This window comes from Methylobacterium iners, assembly GCF_022179305.1.
GTDB lineage: Bacteria > Pseudomonadota > Alphaproteobacteria > Rhizobiales > Beijerinckiaceae > Methylobacterium > Methylobacterium iners.
The window spans coordinates 1-19,139 of record NZ_BPQP01000073.1; the positions used below are offsets into that span (position 1 = coordinate 1).

The 19,139-nt window shown below is 61.6% G+C and carries 18 protein-coding genes and 1 pseudogene; 5 read left to right on the forward strand and 14 right to left on the reverse strand.

The annotated features are described in order from the left end of the window. Nucleotides 1–138: 138 nt before the first annotated feature. From MFF55_RS20995 to MFF55_RS21005, 3 genes are all read right to left on the reverse strand, one after another. Entirely contained in the window at nt 139–444 is a 306-nt protein-coding gene (locus MFF55_RS20995; RefSeq protein WP_238246060.1) for a hypothetical protein, read from the reverse strand. 365 nt (nt 445–809) lie between these two features. Further along, nucleotides 810–1,376, reverse strand: coding sequence for a helix-turn-helix domain-containing protein (locus MFF55_RS21000; protein ID WP_238246061.1), 567 nt, complete (start codon nt 1,374–1,376; stop codon nt 810–812). A 787-nt stretch (nt 1,377–2,163) separates the two neighbouring features. Continuing rightward, complete coding sequence (locus tag MFF55_RS21005; RefSeq protein ID WP_238246062.1) at nt 2,164–2,412, reverse strand: hypothetical protein; 249 nt, start codon at nt 2,410–2,412, stop codon at nt 2,164–2,166. On the opposite strand from MFF55_RS21005, the gene MFF55_RS21010 reads away from it, so the two are divergent. From MFF55_RS21010 to MFF55_RS21020, 3 genes and pseudogenes are all read left to right on the forward strand, one after another. Beyond that, entirely contained in the window at nt 2,399–3,376 is a 978-nt protein-coding gene (locus tag MFF55_RS21010) for a hypothetical protein (protein WP_238246063.1), read from the forward strand. The two genes, MFF55_RS21005 and MFF55_RS21010, sit on opposite strands and share 14 nt — an antisense overlap. Nucleotides 3,377–3,582: 206 nt before the next feature. Further along, nucleotides 3,583–3,693: pseudogene (locus tag MFF55_RS21015) on the forward strand (ATP-binding protein); the annotation flags it as partial. Between the two features lie 552 nt (nt 3,694–4,245). Next, nucleotides 4,246–5,232 carry a hypothetical protein gene (locus MFF55_RS21020; protein ID WP_238246064.1) on the forward strand — a complete coding sequence of 329 codons (987 nt, stop codon included), beginning with the start codon at nt 4,246–4,248 and terminating at the stop codon, nt 5,230–5,232. A gap of 24 nt (nt 5,233–5,256) precedes the next feature. Here the strand turns inward: MFF55_RS21020 and MFF55_RS21025 are convergent, their stop codons facing one another. After that, on the reverse strand, nt 5,257–5,598 hold the full coding sequence (locus tag MFF55_RS21025; RefSeq protein WP_238246065.1) for a hypothetical protein: 342 nt from the start codon (nt 5,596–5,598) through the stop codon (nt 5,257–5,259). 253 nt (nt 5,599–5,851) lie between these two features. Between MFF55_RS21025 and MFF55_RS21030 the strand changes: the two genes are divergently transcribed. Then, a complete protein-coding gene (locus MFF55_RS21030) occupies nt 5,852–6,514 on the forward strand; it encodes a recombinase family protein (RefSeq protein ID WP_238246066.1) in 663 nt (220 codons plus the stop codon). Between the two features lie 17 nt (nt 6,515–6,531). Here MFF55_RS21030 and MFF55_RS21035 read toward each other — a convergent pair whose 3' ends face one another. The 7 genes from MFF55_RS21035 to MFF55_RS21065 all read right to left on the reverse strand — a co-directional run bounded on the left by MFF55_RS21035 (nt 6,532) and on the right by MFF55_RS21065 (nt 12,930). After that, a complete protein-coding gene (locus MFF55_RS21035; protein WP_238246067.1) occupies nt 6,532–7,416 on the reverse strand; it encodes a hypothetical protein in 885 nt (294 codons plus the stop codon). Between the two features lie 5 nt (nt 7,417–7,421). Beyond that, entirely contained in the window at nt 7,422–8,105 is a 684-nt protein-coding gene (locus MFF55_RS21040; RefSeq protein ID WP_238246068.1) for a hypothetical protein, read from the reverse strand. Then, nucleotides 8,102–8,920, reverse strand: coding sequence for a TIGR04255 family protein (locus tag MFF55_RS21045; protein WP_238246069.1), 819 nt, complete (start codon nt 8,918–8,920; stop codon nt 8,102–8,104). The genes MFF55_RS21040 and MFF55_RS21045 overlap by 4 nt, the downstream gene beginning before the upstream one ends. Before the next feature lie 1,000 nt (nt 8,921–9,920). Beyond that, on the reverse strand, nt 9,921–10,220 hold the full coding sequence (locus tag MFF55_RS21050) for a hypothetical protein (RefSeq protein WP_238246070.1): 300 nt from the start codon (nt 10,218–10,220) through the stop codon (nt 9,921–9,923). A gap of 11 nt (nt 10,221–10,231) precedes the next feature. Beyond that, nucleotides 10,232–10,903, reverse strand: coding sequence for a nucleotide-binding protein (locus MFF55_RS21055; protein WP_238246071.1), 672 nt, complete (start codon nt 10,901–10,903; stop codon nt 10,232–10,234). A gap of 784 nt (nt 10,904–11,687) precedes the next feature. Beyond that, nucleotides 11,688–11,825: a hypothetical protein gene (locus MFF55_RS21060; RefSeq protein WP_238246072.1), complete on the reverse strand. Its 138-nt coding sequence runs from the start codon at nt 11,823–11,825 to the stop codon at nt 11,688–11,690. 505 nt (nt 11,826–12,330) lie between these two features. Then, entirely contained in the window at nt 12,331–12,930 is a 600-nt protein-coding gene (locus tag MFF55_RS21065; RefSeq protein WP_238246073.1) for a hypothetical protein, read from the reverse strand. A 1,008-nt stretch (nt 12,931–13,938) separates the two neighbouring features. Here MFF55_RS21065 and MFF55_RS21070 point away from each other — a divergent pair. Beyond that, the gene (locus MFF55_RS21070) at nt 13,939–16,581 is read left to right on the forward strand and encodes a beta strand repeat-containing protein (protein WP_238246074.1); all 2,643 of its coding nucleotides are present in this window, start codon (nt 13,939–13,941) and stop codon (nt 16,579–16,581) included. Nucleotides 16,582–17,182: 601 nt separating this feature from the next. Here the strand turns inward: MFF55_RS21070 and MFF55_RS21075 are convergent. The 3 genes from MFF55_RS21075 to MFF55_RS21085 form a co-directional block, all read right to left on the reverse strand. After that, on the reverse strand, nt 17,183–17,809 hold the full coding sequence (locus tag MFF55_RS21075; RefSeq protein ID WP_238246075.1) for a hypothetical protein: 627 nt from the start codon (nt 17,807–17,809) through the stop codon (nt 17,183–17,185). A gap of 59 nt (nt 17,810–17,868) precedes the next feature. After that, nucleotides 17,869–18,816: a hypothetical protein gene (locus MFF55_RS21080; RefSeq protein WP_238246076.1), complete on the reverse strand. Its 948-nt coding sequence runs from the start codon at nt 18,814–18,816 to the stop codon at nt 17,869–17,871. Between the two features lie 117 nt (nt 18,817–18,933). Further along, nucleotides 18,934–19,139 (reverse strand): helix-turn-helix domain-containing protein (locus MFF55_RS21085; RefSeq protein ID WP_238246077.1); only part of this gene is annotated, 206 nt, incomplete at its 5' end.

Genomic DNA, 19,139 nt, shown 5'->3' on the forward strand with positions numbered 1-19,139 from the left:
CGGTTGCGCAAGGCAGTTTGGCGCTGCCCTGGACAAATAGGTCGGCAAGTTCCGCACGGAGTTTGCGCTCAGCGGCGGCGAGGCTGTCTAGCTCGGCCAGGATGAAACCAACCCGGGAGAGGTTCGGGATCGGGACGTTCATCGCGACACCTCGCGCACATCGTCGTCGGCGTTCAGCAGGCCGAGCCCGGCCAGTTCGCGTCGGACCCTCCGAGGAGACTTCCGCGCCGGTCGAGGAGGGGGCGCGTTCGAGCGCGCCCCCTTCGGCTCCTCCGGCTCGGCGAGGAGGGGATGGCCGACGCGCTCGAACATGCGCCACGAACCGTCACTCGTCTCAAAAATCGCGAACCTCCGGCCGGCGCGGTCGCCTTCGAGCCAGAGCCGGCCGCTCGGTCCGCGCCGGCCACGAAGGTTCATGACGGGCTTCAGGTCAGGCGAAGGCATAGCGCCCCTCCATGACGGCAAGGGCGCGGGCAGAGACGGTAGGGAGATCAGGCGCCATGACGAGGACGGCGGGTCGGGGCTGCTCGGGCTTGAAGCCCGGCCTCCCCGCCCCGCCTAGGTTGAGCCTCGCACCGGCTGGGGGCGGGGCGACGGGGGCGCCCTCCGGCGCGCCCCCGTCGATCCGTTGCGCCGCCTTGCCCGAGACGCCGGCTAGCGCGCGCCGACTCTGGTGGGTTCCTCTAGAAGTGTTCTTATGAAACCGGCGAGATTTTGAGGGTTTGGGATGGTCGGCAGCCCGGTTCAAAACCGCTGAAATCCGCGGTTTTGAACCCTCCCCTAAACCCTCGAAAACCTGATGTTTTAGCTCAGGCCGCATCGGTGCCTCCCTGAGCCGTCCCGAGGGCGTATTTGTTCTGGTTGCGGATGCCTTTCTTTCCCTGGCGGAGGTGTCCGAGCTGGATAAGCGTCTTCAAGCAGGCTCGAAGGGTGGTCTCGCTGACGCCCGCTAGCTCGGCCATTCGCCTTTGACTCGGCCACGCCTCGCGCGTCGCAGCATTCAGGTGCTGCGACACCACGAAAGCGACTAGGAACGTTGTCGGATTGACCCTTCGGTGATCAGCCCTCACGCCATCCAACCACTGCCACTTCTCGCGGCCGATGCTCCGGGCGGAGCGGCGAGGCTCGGTGTCGTCTGAGGGTGGTCGAGGCTTCGATGCTGCCCGATCCATGGACGGACGCTGCTCGCGCCGGCCGAGGGAGGCAGCCCCGATGACTTTAGGCTCCGATGCTGGTTCGTCCGCGGCGAGGATTACCTCAATCGGCGGGAACCGGTTCTCGTCAGGGCACCCCTGCTCGAGCGAAAAGACACCCGAAATTATGATGTGCGCAGGGTTTTTGCTTGTCTGCCGGAAATCAGCAATGTTATTGTACATCTTGAGATCCTACTCTCAACGTCACGACGAGCGCCCCGGGGAGGTCCAGACCCCGGGGCGTGCTCGTTCTAGGCTTCGCTGTTGTTGATAAACGCAGCTACTTCGCGTCGACAGTAGAGTGGCGTTCGGCCGATCCGAATGAACTTCGGACCGTAGCCTTTTCCTCTCCACTTCTTCAAAGTGAGTGGCGATCTTCCAGTAAGACGCGCGAACTCTTCTGCGGGGACGTGCGTTTCGGAAACTGGACGCAAGGCGGCTGGGGTCATCTGCGCCATGGCAGGCTCCTCGAACTAAATTTCAGGGGATCGGGCGTCCGGTCCGCCCGTAGAGCGACTAAAGCGTGCGTAGTCGAAGGGAGCAACACCGATCCGATCGTTGCTGTTAATAATCCCCAGCCCAGTTGCTGCTGCGACCGTCGTTAGCTGCTATCTACTTTCCGGCATTATTGCCGGAAAACTGTCGGAAATCCCGATAATAAGGCGCCAGAAAATATCAGGCTCACGCGTGACCAAGACCGTGACCAACCGCGTTACCATCAAATCTTCGGCGTCACCCTTCTAGTGCGCGTACGACTTTGCTGATAGCCTCATGCGGCGTGACCACAAGCGTGACCAACGCCGTGACTGAGGCCAAATGTCAGTGGCCTTGTCAGTCCAATGTCAGTGGAGGGAAATCCGGCAAAATCGACGGAAAGCCCAACCCGGCGACGGAAACAAAAATCGGCCCGGAGGCCGATTTTCGCGTCTGCAAAGTCACCGGAGCGGCGAGGATCAGCCGTCGCGCGGGCTCAGCCCGGGACGTGGCCGAAGCTAGCGTTCGGGGAGGGCCAGAAGATCGTCCTGCGAAGTTCCTCAAGGACGGGTTGGCGGTGGGCGAGCCACGGAGCCTCTTCCCCCGCGGCGAGGTCGCGACCGATGAAGCCGTCGTCGATCTGATGAAGAAGCTCCGCCCAGCGGGCGTAGGCGGCAGGATCGGGGATCACGGCTTCGAAAGGGTCGACCTCAAGGGCACGCGGATCATCGATGAAGGAAGCCATCGCCTTGTTCACCTCTTGGCGGTTGGTCAGGGGCGGGCCGGGGTTGCACCCCCGGCTCGCTCCGCCATCAGGCCGTGAGGCTTCGGATTTCGCAACTGCTCCCCTATGCCGGCGAACGCGCAATTTCCGGCAAGATTTTCCGGCGCTGACCTATCGAAAGCGATGGCAACCGGACGGTCGAATAGCAGGCAAAGCAGAGAGCAATGACATGGGCCAGGAGGAGGATCGCGCCGAGAAGAATTCAGATGCAATTCAGGTTGATGAAGACGCAATATCAAACTTCTTCATCAGGACATTTCCTGATGATCGCAGGTATGTAATCAAAAAGAGAACATCTATATTCGGGTATGTATCCTACAACCGAAGATGCACTTCATCTGATGTTATGCGAAATACAAAGTATGCGTCAGAAAATATTAGTTCCTTCGTTCATGAATGGGTGGAAGAAGGTTATCTTACCCGCGAGCCAGATCAATACAATCGTCGATTTAAGATCCTTGATCTCACTCCGAAGGGCGTGGCCTTGCTACGCGAATACGAAGCAGCTCTGGCTGGCGATGTAGGAATAAGAGAGGGCAATATTCCCATCCAGGAGGGGAGGGAACTGGCCGAAGGCATTGAGGACGGTACCGTGCCAGACCGCGTCATCGAGCATCCTTGCTACCAGGAGCACAGGAGGCTTGAACGCGAAACCCAAGCTTCGGCCATGGCCAAAAGGCGTCATGGATACCGCTGTCAGGCCTGCGATCTCGATTTTGAGGAGCGCTACGGCTCAATCGGACGGGGCTTTATAGAAGCTCACCACCTGCGCCCGGTCGCATCTTTACCGAAAGATGAGGACTCGGAACTCGCCCTAGAGCACGATTTCGCTGTGCTATGCGCCAACTGCCACAGGATGATCCACCGATACGACGATCCCGGAGATCTTGAAGGCTTCCGTCGGCTAGTTCGATCACGCTCGTGAAAGCCCCTTATCGTTAGAACACCCTGTCTTGGGGAAGGCCTTCTGCCGCGTCGTCCCACGCGCTCGCTGCGGCCCGTCGCCTTCGCCGTCGCGGCGGTGAAGCGCTCGGTGGAAACGGTCGCCAATTTGGCGACCGTTTTTCCTCGACCCGGGCCTCCGCGCTCAGTTACCGAGCGCGTCTCCGGATGCGGCGCCTCGTAGATCTCCTGCCGTTCGGCGAGTGGCCGAGCGTGTTTGGCGACGCCAAGATGACGACGGCGCTGCTCGACCGTCTCACCCATCACTGCGAGATCTTGGAGACCGGCAACGCGAGCTGAGGGGATTGGGGGCGGCCAAAGCGGGCGGCGCGATCACCCTTACCGACCTTGCTGCCCCCGGCGCGGCCCTAGCAGCGCGAAGCCATGTCGCGATCCGATAACAATTACTTAACCATAATCCGCCAACTTGGAGTGGCTTGGAGACCAAAGAGCCTCTGACGACGCGGTCTGGTTCTGCCCGTCCACGGGCCGTGTCGTCACCGAGGCTTTCTCAGCTTCCGCGCTCAGTGCCTTAGCCGCGCGGTCCTCGACCTGACCAGGGAGGACCGCGCTGCTATGCCGAGCCCCTCGACAGGTCAAGGCGGGAGCCGACTGCGAGACCTTAGGACAAGCCAGTTAAGGAAAGCTTGGAAGCGGTGCCAGGGCAGTGCCGGAAGCACGTTTGTCTGACAACAGAATTCCTGTCGGGTTTTTCTTCCAAAAAGCTGAAAGGTTTGGACGCCTTTGGACGTGCTTATCGGTCATGGCAAGAAAACAGTCGTTTTCTCCACAGAAGACAGATCTGTAAGTGGGAGTAGCGGTTCAACGTACGATGCGTGTAGCAGTCGGCGTATGAGAAGAACCCTCCTGGCAGGCTGCCTCGCTGCGGCATTCGCACTTCCGACCTCAGGTCACGCGGACTGCGCTGGCGATCGTATTCGCTCATGTTACGCCGTCGAGAGCAAGAAGCCAGCTGCCAGCCGTGGCGGAATGTCAGCTTCGGAATTTTGCGCGGCGGCGGCGATTGCCAATTGTTATAGCGGCGGGTCCGATGTGACAGGTCGCGAGGGACAAGCGGCGGAGCGCGACCGGGCAGGTGCCGGCATCCGGTTCGCTCCGCCGACCCCGCCGCCTGTTGCCGCCCCTACCGTGAGGAAGGCACCTGCGGCGCTTCCAAGTGATCCACGGCGCCTGACCGAGATCGTTGTTTCGAAGGGCAAGTTGAAGATCTTCGAGGGTGACACCGATAAGATCAAATCATACATTCAATACAACGACAATCTTATTGAAGAATTTTCTGGTGTATACCTGGGCATTACCGCCATCATATTCGTCGGCGGCGACACAGTATTAATATACTCGACCAATGCCGGTGGTTCAGGAACATCTGACGCCTATGGCCTCGTCTCCATTAATTCTAACGGCAATATCTATCAGGCAGAACTTCCATACGGTACCGGACGGTTCGAGTATGTGGTCGCCAACAACCGTATTGCGTTCGAGCTTGGTGTTGACGCTGGAAAGGAGGTCCGGGCGATCTACGCCAATGGGCGTCTGGACGTAACGCGCACTGCAGCTCCTAAGACAGGTCTGAAGGCGGAAGATTGCAACTTCCTCTACAACGACGTCCTAGCTCAATGCTCTGACGCCCGCCAAACCACCTGCGCCTACGACGACATCGGCATTGCGATGGCCTATCAGCGTCCGATCAATATGATGGCAGCCGATGACCCTAACTTTCGCGAGGCCGATTTTAGAGCAGCGTGCGAAAAGTCTTGCAAGTCGAAGAGTAAGCCATCACTGGCAGCGTTTAGGAAAGCCGTTTGCTTACCTAAATAGAAGACTAGCGCGTGTAGATGTAGCTCATAATCTTTCACACTTTCCTGCTGAAAGGACGCTCAGTGCGGAAGGATAGATATCAGCTGCTGCAAATCTAAGATTTTTACGGTCCATTGAGAATGTTTCAGGCCCCCACACGCACATCATAACTTTTGTTTCTTTATTTGTATCGCAGCTGAATGTCTTGGCTATTTCATTGATAAATCTAATTTTATTTTCTGTTATAGATATATTGAATGACGCTTCGTCCGTGTTAATTTGTACTATCTTTCCATTATAGTAGGACATGATAACTTTTTTATCATAGTGACATAGATATGATGCTTCATCTGCAAACACATATTCAGTGGCGGAGAAGAAAGCCACGATCGCGATTATAATCCTCACATCGTCCCCCTATTGGAGCTGGAGGATCAGCAATTCTGCAAAGTAAGTCGAGTCAAGCCCAGCTCTGTGACGACGCCAACGTTTTAAACGGGAAAGTTGGTGACTTGCTGGTTATATCGCCCTCCACCATGCCCGGCGATCCCTAAGTGGTAACCGCTCGTTAACTACTCGTTGCTGATTTAACCCGACATCCGCGTCAACGAACGTCGACGCCAGTGTCGGAGGGTCGTGCGTGGGCAAGTTCGTGGCCTACTACCGGGTAAGCACGGCTACGCAGGGGGCGTCCGGCCTTGGGCTTGAGGCGCAGCGCGAGGCAGTGGCCCGCTTCCTCGACGGGAGCTCGTCGAACATCGTTGCCGAGTTCACCGAGATCGAGAGCGGCCGGCGAGCGGATCGGCCGGAGCTTGCCGGCGCGATCCAAGCTTGCCGGATCTATGGGGCTCGCCTCGTCATCGCGAAGCTCGACCGGCTTAGCCGAGACGCACACTTCCTGCTCGGGCTCGAGAAGGCCGGCGTGGACTTCGTTGCTGCCGACATGCCGAACGCCAACCGCCTGACGGTGGGGATCATGGCGATGGTCGCCGAGGAAGAGCGCCGGATGATCTCGGCTCGCACCAAGGCCGCACTGCAGGCCGCCAAGGCTCGTGGAGCCGTGCTGGGCGGGAACCGAGGCTCGAAGATCACGAAGGAGGCCGGGGAGGCTGGGAGAGCCCTGCAGGCCGCCCGAGCGGCCGGCCGGGCTCAGGATCTCACACCCGTGATCGCGGCCATCCGGGCGGCCGGAACGACCTCGCTCGGCGGGATTGCCCGGGCGCTCAACGCCCGGGGCATCCCGGCTCCGCGCGGTGGCGCATGGTCGGATGTGCAGGTCCGGAGGACTCTCCTGCAAGCCTGAGCGCCGCTCAGGCAGGGCTACTTCTTACGAGCCGTGGATAGGTGTTCGAACTCAAGAATGTCGCTCTCGACGTAATCGCGAGCCGTCATGTCCTCGAGCCTGCACACGATGACGCCGCTGACGGTGAAGCACTCTCCGGCGTCGAAAAGACTCATCCAGCTTTCCACAACTGCGGGCCAGTCAACCTTCTCGATGCCCTCAGGGTCGTAGTGCTTGATGAACCACCACTCCAAGTCGACCTTCTCTCCCTCCCATGCGGGAGCTGCACGGACCCGGATCTGCCAGAGTGCTCGCAGGTACGCACCGTCTTCGTTCTGCTTCTCGTGCTGCTTGGAAAGGCGGGCAGCCAATCTCTTGATGGCTTCGGTGAACGCATCCGGGAATGCGAACCGAACTCGCTTGCGAGCCAGCGCTTGGCCGAAGGCACGAACCTCGCTGTCGTGCTCCCAGCCAGGAACCCTCCGCCACCGAGCGACGAGCGACTTCTCGACTGTCATCACACGGTCGAGATGCGCAACGAGCCTACGCTCTGCTACGGCCGGGATGTAAGCGTAGGCTGGCATCTTCAAACGACGCGCTGCTTCGAGCTGCTCGGCTGATGCCTCGATCAGCGGAGCGACCTCGATGTACGGGCGATCTCGACAGTCCCGAACGACATCGCAGGTCTGGCTCAGCACGACCAGGCCGTGCAGGGCCCCATCCATCAACGGAGTGGGCCCTACTGGTACAGCTTCGCCTGTCTCGGCGAACGCGGCCGCGGTCTGTTCTGAGGCCTCGGTGTGAGGCCGCGACAAGTCACCGAGGTGCAGGAACTCAAGCCCTTCGTCGAGGGTGATATCGCCCTGACGCCAGTCCTTTAGAGCTTCGTTTATTGCTTCGGCGTCCGGCTCCGATAGCGCCAAGAGGTCTACCCCGCAGCCTTCGGCAGACGTACTACGCGAGCGACGCGAGCTTTCGCGGGAATACTGATCCTTTCCTCGACCGTGTCGAGCAGCAGTCCAGGAGGCTGAGGACGACGCGCTTCCAACGCATCATGCGACAGAGGAATGCGCCGGGGTCTTGCGGCAATCGGCTGATCACCGACTCGGCTAACAGCTTCCTGGAACCGCTCGCTACGCAAGAGATCGAACGCGGTCACACCCCAAGCGTCAGCGGTGAGTAGGAGAGCGCGCGTGTCAGCGCTGGCTCCCTGGTCGAGGTCCCGAACTGCCAGGAGTGTCTGCCTAATTGCATGCTCATGCTTGGAAGAAACGGGCTTGCCGCTAGCCCAATTATGAGCACTCCGACGCGACACACTGAAGAGGTTGGCGAGTTCGTCCCAGTTCAGGCCGGAACGACGCCGGATCTCCAGCATGGCAGCAGCTGCCGTGTCAGCTGTCCCCACGTTGATCTGTGCGCTGGGACCAGAGTTCGTCCGGGTGGAAGAAGAGTTGATCTGGTAAGTAGTGCTGGCTGTTGCAGGGGCAGACATGTTGCCAAACAGCAGACACAGCGCGACCGTGCTCGCTCGAAAGACAGGCGAGTTGTAGAAAGCCGAGCAGAAGCCAGAGCCGGTGCTGCCGAACATGGTTCCCAAACGCTGCACGCTCACAGATTTCCTCCGTAGAACCTCAAGAAATCTTCCGTGACCATATCACGAAAAACCGAGTAGTTTCGTTCCGCAAACCTCGTCGTCAATTGCAGCAGGTCCGCACTCTCAAATGGCTGCGGGGTCGTCGTGAAGAGATCGAGATCTAGAACCCAGCTCGACTTATCAAGTGCCGGGAGAGCAGTTTCATCGTACGTCACGTTGGGAGAAAGATGCCCCCAGCGAGCCTGCATGAGGCCTTCTTCGGCGAGAAGATGAGCCTCAGTTAAAAGGTGCTGGATCGCCGAGTAGAGTGACGAAGAGGTCTCCTCTTCGGGCATCGAGATGCCAAGAACATTCGGTTTGATCAGTCTATGTATATTCTTCAACCCGTCTTCAACGATCCTATCGACATAACGCAAACCTAGCCTTTGGATCTCGCCGGGAGCGAACACCCGCTGAAGGCTGTTGAGCACCAACTCAAATCGCCCAAGGAAGTCCTGCCGGCTGACGTACGCTCCCGTCTCAAGAGCCACGAAATCGACACCTAGCGAGACGCGCCATTTCGGCGACTTCGACCCGCCGTTGAAACGCCAAATCACCGACTCGGCGAATGAAGGGACACCGTTAGCTCCGACCGAGAAGTGCGGCATGCGCTCGTCGGTTAGGTTTGGATATGTGCTGCGGATCGCCTCTTGGAAGTCCACCACCTTGTCTGGCCGACCGATGGCCAGGATCGGCGCGAAGCGCACTTGAGCAACAACCTGCACCAATGGCGCCCGTGGCAGGGGCACCTCGGCCGGCGGTGGTCCCTTCAGGGGCTGCACTTTCATCGTCATGCCACGTCCATAGCGATCCTACAGTGTGAAGCATAGTGTGAAGTAGGAAGTTCTTAACAGTTTGCAAACGGCTTGAGCCGCCTTAGGCGCATCCCTTCTGGTACGTGACGAAAACGTAGCGGGTTTAGCGGGGAAACGCGGAGTAGCGACCAGCTATCCTGATGTTCTCGATGAAAGGCCGAGGCGGTCGAGTAGCGCGCTGCTGTATCGCAGGCGTTAAGCCGTGTGATGTTCCTGCTACAGTTTAGCCGGGCAGCACGCCGGGTACGTTCGCCCTTGCCTTCAGGAACATGACCCCAGCCATATTGGCCTGGCGCCATACCGTCCGTACGCGGTGGCTACGGCGGGCTGGTCCGATCACAAGGTCGAAGTACCCTGGGATCGACACGTCCGCTGAGAAGACCACGCGAGCTCCCGTAGGCGAGAGATCCTCGACGATGCAGTCAACGAGGACTGCGGAGCCGTCCTCTAGGGCGGCGCGACCGGCCATGCGCGTATGGGCGCGAGTTGCTCGGGAGGAGGTGTCCATGGAAGGTCTCTAGCAGGCCTGCCTTAAGGGGCCGCTGCTGGGACTGTCGAAACCTTATGGTTCTCGCGCAATTCGTGCCGAGTACGTGCTCACGGGGCCGCGTCGGTAGTCTGCCACAGGGCGGGGCACCGAACCCTTCAGTTTGCTGATGGTTATGGGATCGCAGATCGGCCGTCGCGTCCGAGAGGGGGAGCTTTGCTCGCTCGTCGCGGCAGTCGGTCTGCACCATCCCTACCGCCTCACCGCCGTCCTAATCGCGCAGCGCCCTTCGCAGTTCGGGCAGGGCCGCTATACCGCGAAACCTACTGCAGAGGGCCTTGCGTCAGCGCATGGCCCATACAGCAACGAGGCAGCGCCCGAGGTAGGTAACGCGCTTCAAGAATAGGATGCCAAGCTCAGAGGCCAGCTTGGCTGGGATAAGCGCAGGTGTCTGGTTCACCCTACGGTCTGGCGCCGTCGCAGACGTAACACTCATGCCTTCTCAATTTTGCCTATGAGGCGATCGAAGCCTTCCCGATAGGACATGCGCTCGCGCTCACACCAATCGATGAAGGCATTGGCCGAGCGGACACTCACCCGGGCCGTGAAGGAGTAGGTCGGCTCCTCGGTCGGCTTGCGGCGCTTCCGGATCGTCTGCGGATTGCGTTCAACGAAGCCGTGCGCCTCGGCGATGGCACGTGCTGTAGGAGCCGGAGTAGCCTGGGGCTCCGACGCCTGGGCCGGGCGGAAATCTGAAAGGCCGGTGAGGCCGGCGGGGATCGGACGGTTCATAGGACGCTCCCTCAGGCAGCCTGGCGATTGATACGAAGGTTCTCGACAACCTCCCCCGCCAGGGCGTCAGCGTTCTCCAGAGCCTTGTCGAGGCCGTTGACCGCTGCGGGGTCCATCTCCTCTAGGCTCTGCCGGAACGTGAACATCGAGCGATAGGCAGCCCGCTCTGCGAGATCCGTCTTGAAGATGGGAATGCCGGATCCAGCCATTGTCTCCCGGATCACGCGCTCATCGCGGGTTGCGAAGCCGGGCTTTGTCCGCGTGAACAGCACGCGGTACGGCCGGGGGCCGACCGCGGCAGCCTGGTCATCTATGAAGCTGATGGCGCGCCGAGCCTGGGACGCGTCCATCGCCGACCCTTGCGTTGGTATAATCACTAGGTCGGCCGCGAGGATCGCCGAAGCGACCATCAGCGAGGCCGTACCTTCAAGGTCAGCGATCACGAACTGCTGGCGGCTGGCCTCGGCCTTGAGCATGCGTGCGATGTTCGAGGAGTCGACATGCCCGACGATCTCGACCTTGTTCTGAGTGGGACCATCCTTCCAGGCGACAAGATGCCGGTTCGGATCGCAGTCGAACGCCGTGACGCTCGCGCCATGGCGCGCGAGCGTCGTCGCTAGGACGAGCGACGTAGTGCTCTTGCCTGTCCCGCCCTTGGGGTTTGAAATTACGATGACCGGCATGGTGTGCCTCCGAGCGGCTTCGCATGCCGCTACACGCCTCAAATGCACACCAATCCGTTAGCTCTGCGTTAAGACCCGCCCCGCGACCGAACGCAGCGTGACGCCAAATGACTTCATTGGCTCCCGGTGAAGTGGTGTGACTTCAAGTCGATCTGGGTAACAGCACTATGGGTTGAAGCCGCCGGAGCTGATCTCCGGCCAAGGCCGCCTCGGGTGGCAGGCGTCAAGCGATAAGGTGGGCTGTCGCTGCGGTTGGGTGTTGCCAGGCGCGGCGCGGCACCGGATAACCGTTAACCGTCGCGACTCCGTTCGGGAGTCGCAGCAGAAGGAGGGCGCGAGCCCAGAAACGAAAACAGCCCGCCTTTCGGGCGGGCCGCATCGCCGGCCGGGGCCGGGACAGATCTTCGATTGGCGTCAAGATCCTCCCATAGCCTTCGGTTCTCTGCAAGCCAAAAAAGCGATTTTTGGCGACGGCGGAGCTATGCGGGTGTGCGTCCGCGTCCCTGCGGCGGGTGTTCGAGGAGAACACCTGATGACGACGCACGCTTATGCGAGCGCGATCCCTGTCGCTCGCCCCCTATCGCCGCCCCGCCGCTCCCGAACTCCTTGGGCGCCAGCGGCTGAAGGCCCATACAAACTGCCCCGCGGCGTCGAGGAGCGGCTCACGGCAGCCTTGGCAGGCTTCCGCAACCGCGACGCCGCCTTCCGCCTTGCGGTCTTTCTGGGCCGCTACTGGTCGACGCCGCTCCGGCTCGTCGACGCCTTCATGATCGACAGGCGGGCGCTAGCCGGCCACGCGAGCCTCGGCTTGAGCGAGGCCCGCGTTCGCGGCGCGATCGCGACGCTTGAGGAGGTCGCCTTCCTCGACCGAGAGGAGCCCCTGGCGGGGAAGCGGTACAGGCGGACAGACGAGGGCCTTCATCGTCGCCCGATCCCGTTCCGCTTCGGGTCGGAGTACGGGGCCGCTTTCGCGAAGGCCAACGGCCGCGCTCTGGAGGCTCGTAGCGGCCATCTCGCCTCCCGCTGGCCTCTATCCCCTGCAGCAGCGATTCGGCCGTCTGCGGCCGTCTTGAGCGAAAAAATCAAAGTCGCCCAAATACAAATCCCAGGCGGAAGCCTATTGGATATGGGCGACCAACCGCGAGGAGAGCCAGAATCTGCGCTAGAGGCTGCGCTCGCACGGCTCAAGGCAGGGCTAGGGCTATGACGTCGCTAGCGCCAGGAGCCGGGCAAAGGGGCTTTCGAGGGGCGGAAAGCAGAGGCGGCGGAAGCTCAGAAGCTGACGTTGAGATTCGCAGCAGTGTCTTGGGAAGATACGTGAGCCCCGCGTCTGGGTCATGAGTCCGTTCGGTAAGCCGAACGGCTTCGGGAAGCGGTGACAGGCGTATGACGATGGAAGAGGGTTGAGCCTGGCGGGTGGTCAGCGCCTACTCCGGCAAGCCCCAGTTTCGATCTGCATCATTGCGCCGGTTCTTCGCCTGCGCGGGCTGATGGGACGAGGTTCGTAACGTGCCGTCGCTGCCGGTCCACGTGAAATCGACACCCCAACTTTGGGTCTTTCCGCTGTTGGATGAGTAGCGGGTAACGGTCTTCCTCACCGCGACGCCGGCAAGCGTCAGGGTAGCGGCACTGGTTTCGGCGTGGGCAAAGAATAGCTCGTTCAGAAACTGGTGATCGGCGAAGTCCGCCTCGATCACGAGCGCCAGATCCTTCAGAGCGCGAGCGCGACGGTTGCGCGTCGCCAACTCGGCCACGAGCTCCTCGCGTCTGCCGAGGTACGCCTCAGCGGCGGGAGCGTCGGTCGGAACGGCCTTTTTGCTCATCGGCAGCCGCCCGCCGCGGTAGGCGACAAGGATGGCAGCCGCGGCGTTTGGACCGACCTCGAGCACGGGGCCCCAGTAGCTATCACGCTTGTGTAGGTCGGCTCGCTCTTCTTCCGACAGAATATCGCCCTCCAGGATGGCGGCGCGAGCCTTCAGAGGCGCGACACCAGGCAGATCCTTGATGAAGGCAGTCAGGGCTTTCATGAAGCACCTCAGACGCAATGAGCAGCCTCAGTGGCCAGCAACACGCATGCCCGCGTCCCTAGTCGCTATAACAACCGGAAGCTCAAGCGAAGGAGAAGAAATCGTGCCGACGATCCTCAGGACCAAGCCTCGCCGCGGCGTCGTCGAGTCTCCTGTCTGGACGCCGCGGGGCTACGAGCTCGCGCACCCGAAGCACGGCGCCGAGAAGCATCATGCCCGGAACGCGATCTATGCTTCCACGCTCGGAGACGCGGCTCGGCTCGTGCTCGCTGGATACTGGCTCCGCATGGGAGGACCTGGATTACGGCCATCTCTGATCTCGCCGGGAAGCTTGCGCGTTATCCCCTGATCGGGCGAGGTCGCAAGCCTTCGCGTCAGCTATCCGAGAACGACGTCCGGCTGGTGTTGACCGCCCGGGTTGCGGAGCTATCGGAAAGGACGCCGATCTGCCCGAGGAGCGGCCTAGACCCTCAGACAGAATTCCTCGCCGTGGCTGAAATGCCACCAGCGTAGCCTAACCCCGCCCATTCAGCGTCGAAGCACCTGGCAGCAATCTGAAAATTCGTTAGAGTTGCACTGCAACACGAATCAATCGTGATTAGAAGCGTTAGGCTTCCTAGCATCGCACGCCGAAGTTTAATCTAATAGGGGGCTAGGATGGCTTACTCTTCAAGTTATGATTTAGTTATATTTAGTGATCGCGGCCCATACATCGGGGGTTACGACGTAAATTTGGATTTTCTAACAGACACTACGTTCGTTTCTTACGGAAATTATTATAATGAAACGTATAGGTATTATGATCTTTATAATGACGGTCCAATGCCCGAATCCTATGAGCAGACTAGCTCCGTGGATGTTGAGCAAGATGGCCTAAGTATTACGTTTAACACCATAGCGCGGCATACATTTCGTGAGCTAGAGTATTCTACGCAATACTACGAAGAAATCACTGAATATAGTACTTCATATAGGAGGCTCTCAAATGGTTATCTTGCCATAAGTTTTATGACAGAAGAGGAAAGTGATCTTGGTGATCGCGAGTCCGAACAGTTTCTTCTAGATACTTCCTATCCAGATGGCTATTTCAGCCTTCGCAGCGCAGTAGAAGATGGAAATAAGACGAGCATCATTTCCATCTATGGCAACAATACTCTTAGGACAACTAACGTTGCGGAATCCATCACCACCGGTCACGGCGACGATATCATCGATGGCCGCGGTGGTGCCGACACAATGTCTGGCAGTTACGGCAACGATACCTACTACGTCGACAATGCCGCGGACGTGGTCATCGAGAGCGACAACACCGACGGCACTGAAATCGACACCATCATCAGCTCTGTGAGCCTCAGCCTCGGTGCCTTCCGTCTGCCCTATCTCCAGCGGGCAAACATCGAGAACCTGACGCTGGCTGGCTCCAACGCTATCAACGGGACCGGCAATGAGCTCGACAATCGCCTCACCGGCAATGTTGCTGCCAACACCCTGGTCGGCGGAGCGGGCAACGATTGGCTCGACGGTGGCATCGGAGCCGACGCGCTGACGGGTGGGACCGGCGACGATACCTACATGGTTGATAGCGTCGGCGACGTGGTCACCGAACTGGCCGGAGAGGGAACCGATCTGGTCTGGGCGGGCGTCAGCTACACGCTCTCGGCTGAGGTCGAAAACCTGAGGCTGATATACGGCTCGAGCGCGTTCGACGGCACCGGCAATACACTCGACAATTCCATCATCGGCAACGACGCCGCCAACCGCCTCGACGGCGGCTTGGGCGCGGACCGAATGGATGGCCGCCGGGGCGACGATACCTACGTGGTCGACAACATCGGCGACACCATCGTCGACTCGAGCGGCACCGACACCGTCGAGACCAGCCTCAACAGCTACATCCTGGGTAACGCATTGGAGAACCTGACCTACACCGGCAGCGCGAGCTTTGCCGGTACGGGAAACGTCTCCGCCAACCGCATTACGAGCGGGTCCGGCAACGACACGCTCAACGGAGGGGCAGGCGCGGACATCCTGGTGGGCGGAGCGGGCAACGATGTTTATGTGGTCGACAACATCGCAGACACCGTCATCGAGACCACCAGCACCGGCACCGACGCGGGCGGGGTCGAACTCGTCAACAGCTCCGTCAGCTTCACGCTTGGGGCTTTTGTCGAGAACCTCACTCTCACGGGCACGGGCGCGATCAATGCCACCGGCAATGCCCTGGCCAACAACCTGATCGGCAACGGCGCCGCCAACATCCTGGATGGCCTGAACGGCAACGACGTCCTCACCGGCAACGCTGGCGCCGACACGCTGAACGGCGGCACGGAGAACGATGTTCTGACGGGCGGCGAAGGCAACGACATCCTCGATGGCGGGGCCGATCTCGACACGGTGGTGCTGAGCGGGCGGCGCAGCGACTACGCGGTCGCTAAGGGCAGCGACGGGCTGATCGTGAGCGACCTGCGCGCGGGTGGTCCGGACGGCATCGACACGGTCCTGAACGTCGAGGCCTTCCAGTTCCTGGGCGGACAGACCACGCCGATCGGCACGATCCAGAACAGCTTTGCCAGCCAGACCCTGCAGGGCACGAGCGGGCAGGACGTGTTCCTGTTCGACACCGCACTCGGCTTAAGCCTGGGCAACGACACCATCCGCAACTTCGGTGCGGGGGACCGCCTCGTGACCACCACGCGGCTGTATGATGCCAACGAGGATGGTCGTGTCACGGCCAACGGGAGCGACCGCTTCCTGCTGCCTGATCTGGTCTACGACGGCGTCTCCGACACAGGTTCGGTGAAGGTGTTCTCGACCACCGGCCGGGCCGTGACCAACCTCGTTCTGGCCGAAACCACCGTGCGGGACGGGATCAGCTACCACTCCTATGCGGCCTTAGGCGATACCACCTCGCCAGCAGTGGGGGTCTACGCCGGCACAGCGGCGGCCGACACGTTCACGGCCGCCTCGGGTGCGAGCTGGACGATCAACGGCCTGGGCGGCAACGACATCCTGACCGGAGCCGACAAGGCTGACACGCTGAACGGCGGCGAGGGCGATGATCGTCTGGCAGGTGGCGGCGGCAACGACACCGTTGAGGGCGGCCTGGGCAGGGACACGGTGGTGTTTACCGGGTCTCGGGCCGACTACAATGTGGCCAAGAGCGGCTCGGGCCTGAGCGTGACGGGAAGCAACACGGGCGCAGGTGACGGCACCGACCTGATCACGGGCGCGGAGCGGTTCGAGTTCGCCGGCGGCTCGGGGGCGCCCGCAGGTGCCCTCGTAAGCACGGATCTAAGCGAGACGCTCCAGGGCACGAGCGGGCGTGACGTGTTCTACTTCGACACCGAGGTTGGGCTGGGGCTCGGCACCGACACGATCCGCAACTTCGCCTCGGGTGATCGCATCGTGACGACAACGCGGCTGTATGATGCCAACGAGGATGGTCGTGTCACGGCCAATGGGAGCGACCGCTTCCTGCTGCCCGATACGATCTATGACGCCGTCTCCGACACCGGCTCGCTCAAGGTGCTGACTGCCACCGGCGGCGTGGTATCGAACCTCAGGCATGTGGGCGACGTCACACAGGGTGATGGCATGGTGTTCCACGTCTATGCCGCGTCCAGCGACACCACAAACTGGCTACTCGCCTGAGGCGGACACCAAAAGCTAGCAGCACAGCTCTACCACCACATCCGAGTGACACGGACAGCGCCGCCCGAATGCCAACCTGTCCCGCGGCCAAACCGACAACGCCAGCACGTTCCATTAGGGCTTATCCTAGTGGAACGTCCCAAATGATCGCCCACCCCATTCCAGATGGATGGAGCGGGATCATGCCGTCCCCGCCTTGGGGCTTCGCGGGAGAGGTCTCGGCCATAGCGGGCCTGGGGAAGGGAAACCGGATCGGCAAAACCCGGCAATAGCGGGGTTGGCGCGCCCCTTAGCCCCCGCATACCCCCGGGTAGGGGCGAAGGACCCGTGACGGGGGGGGTAGGTACGGCGGCGTCGATACCCGTTCCCGCCACGACGTTGGCTCAGGACGGGGGCGGAGGATCATGGTGGGTGGGAGAAGGCTGTTGAAGGACGCCGAGGCGGCTGCCGCCCGGGTCGGCCCTTGGGGGCCGCCCGGGTCGGCTGCGATCGCGCTAGCCTTGTCCCCGAACCTTCTACTCGGCGGAGGGGAGGCGAGCTTACCGATATCGGCCGGATCGCTGCGGCCTCACCGTGGAGTCCGCCGAGAACGTGAACGAGGTTACGCACCCACTGCCCCCTGCATCTCGGCGAACGTGGCCTCGACCGCCGCGCGGAGGGCGGAGACGTCGACGAGAGCTTCGACTTCCTCGCCGCTGAGGAGGACGCGCTCTTCGAGGGCGGCGGCAACGCGGCCCAGTGCGATCCGGACGTCGAGGCGATCGAGCAGGCGATAGGTCGTGTCGTAGAACAGGAGCCAAGCGGTCTCCCGCGCGGCATCGTCGGCAAGAGGGGCGATATCGAGGAGCACGTGCGCAATCTGGCAGTCGTCGCACCGCCCCGCGCCGTGCTCGCGAACCCTGTCGAGGATTGCGGCAACCTCTTCTCGGGATGGGCGCCGGAAGCGCCGCCGCGCGACGGCCTCGGCCATTGGGCCTGCCAGGAGCATTATCAGCCGGTGCGCAACTGTAGGCGCGAAAGCGGTGTCCGCTTCGAATTGGAAACGTGCGTGCGGGTACGCCGACTCCGTGGTTGCGTGGGTCACACCATACCCTGCCGCGAGGCCGACAATTGCGTGCCCCGCCTCGTGGGCCGCGATGGCCTGGACCTCCTCGGCCTCCCGCTGCGCGACGAACTCGCGATCAGTGGGGCTGTAGTTGGCAAGCTCTTCTGCGCTGAACATCGCCACCCGCACGCCGGTCGGTCGATCAGGCGCTGGGCTGGGCCGGCAGGTCGGGCAGGGACGGGTCACGCCGCGCGCTCCGCAGCATTAGCCTCGGGCGCGTCGAGGAGTTCCGAGGTATAGCTCTCAGAAGGTAGCCGCGGGTCCCGCACGTGCCCGCGCTCTACGCCCACGAGGTACTCGCAGGACGAGATTACTGAAGCCGGATCGCCTTCCGGCTGCCAAAACGGCGCCTCGCCCGGGAGCAGTGCCGGCAAAAAGACCTCTGCTGCGAGTGGTGTCGCGACGTGGGCGGGCAGGTGCTCGCGGAAGTGGTTGAGCTGGCGACGGCGCTTCGCGACCTGGAAGGTCGTCGTGGCACCGGTCTCGCGATGGCGCCGGGTCAGTGTTCCGCTTTGCCCCTTCGCCTCAATGTTAGGAACGTGGAAGTCCTCGACCAGCTCGCCGTCGAGGCTCCCGCCCACATAATACCAGTGATCGGAATGGATCGTCGGCGGCAGGGGTGTCCGGGGCACGGCGGCTAGTCCTCGGATTTTCTGCTCCGGCGAAAGGAGCGGCCCGGCGTTCGCGGGCAGGTCTGCGTTGGCGGCCTGCACCGCTACTTCGGCCGTGGCGATGACACTGAACAACTCGACGAGCTGCTGGGCGATCGCAGGGTACCCGGCCAGGGCCTTCTCGGCGGCGGCGCTCTTAAGCTCGGCCTCCACGTACCGGCGGCGCCGGGCGGCCTCGGCGTCGCGGGCGACGGCCTCTGTGTGGCGTTCCTCGGCAAGCTGTAGCGCAGCCTCGGCGCGATCTACGAGGACTTCACGCCGGAGCCGCTCGTCGCGAGCGGCGAGGGTTGCCTTGGCATCGTCAGCGACGCGGGATTTTCGGTAGGACTCCTGCGCCTCGGTCAGCATCTCGCGGGCGGCGGCAAGCTCGTCACGAGCCAGCGTGACGAGGCGCTCAGCTTCGGCGGCGGTCGTCTTGTCGGAGGTGGCGCGAAGGGCGCTGAGGAGGGTCTTGAGCATGGCGTGAGCATGCCGAAGCTCGATCGTCCGAACGAGGCCAACGAGGCGACAAGATGTGGCCAGCGACGCGACACGAACCGGGGCGCAGGGGAAAACCTGCGTCCCAGTATGATGGCCTTAAACCTTCGATCGGCCACGCACCCTCGGACGCGCCGGCAGTGGCCGTTCGAGGTCGTCAACATGCACGAAGACGTTCTGGCCTACCTTGTGCGCGATGCCGTTGCGGTGTGCCCACCGTGCGGCCGAGGGCTTCGAGATCTTGCGCAGGGCTGCGATCTCGGCCGTCGAGATGAAGTCCGCCAGCCTCCCGCCGGCCGCTCGGT

Bases quoted from the DNA above. Each gene is read 5' to 3' on its own strand.
- MFF55_RS21080 (WP_238246076.1), bottom strand. From the start codon at position 18,816: ATGCTCAAGACCCTCCTCAGCGCCCTTCGCGCCACCTCCGACAAGACG.
- MFF55_RS21055 (WP_238246071.1), bottom strand. From the start codon at position 10,903: ATGCCGGTCATCGTAATTTCAAACCCCAAGGGCGGGACAGGCAAGAGC.
- MFF55_RS21000 (WP_238246061.1), bottom strand. From the start codon at position 1,376: ATGTACAATAACATTGCTGATTTCCGGCAGACAAGCAAAAACCCTGCG.
- MFF55_RS21020 (WP_238246064.1), top strand. From the start codon at position 4,246: ATGAGAAGAACCCTCCTGGCAGGCTGCCTCGCTGCGGCATTCGCACTT.
- MFF55_RS21060 (WP_238246072.1), bottom strand. From the start codon at position 11,825: ATGAAGGCCCTCGTCTGTCCGCCTGTACCGCTTCCCCGCCAGGGGCTC.
- MFF55_RS21065 (WP_238246073.1), bottom strand. From the start codon at position 12,930: ATGAAAGCCCTGACTGCCTTCATCAAGGATCTGCCTGGTGTCGCGCCT.
- MFF55_RS21050 (WP_238246070.1), bottom strand. From the start codon at position 10,220: ATGAACCGTCCGATCCCCGCCGGCCTCACCGGCCTTTCAGATTTCCGC.
- MFF55_RS21005 (WP_238246062.1), bottom strand. From the start codon at position 2,412: ATGGCTTCCTTCATCGATGATCCGCGTGCCCTTGAGGTCGACCCTTTC.
- MFF55_RS21070 (WP_238246074.1), top strand. From the start codon at position 13,939: ATGACAGAAGAGGAAAGTGATCTTGGTGATCGCGAGTCCGAACAGTTT.
- MFF55_RS21010 (WP_238246063.1), top strand. From the start codon at position 2,399: ATGAAGGAAGCCATCGCCTTGTTCACCTCTTGGCGGTTGGTCAGGGGC.
- MFF55_RS20995 (WP_238246060.1), bottom strand. From the start codon at position 444: ATGCCTTCGCCTGACCTGAAGCCCGTCATGAACCTTCGTGGCCGGCGC.
- MFF55_RS21045 (WP_238246069.1), bottom strand. From the start codon at position 8,920: ATGACGATGAAAGTGCAGCCCCTGAAGGGACCACCGCCGGCCGAGGTG.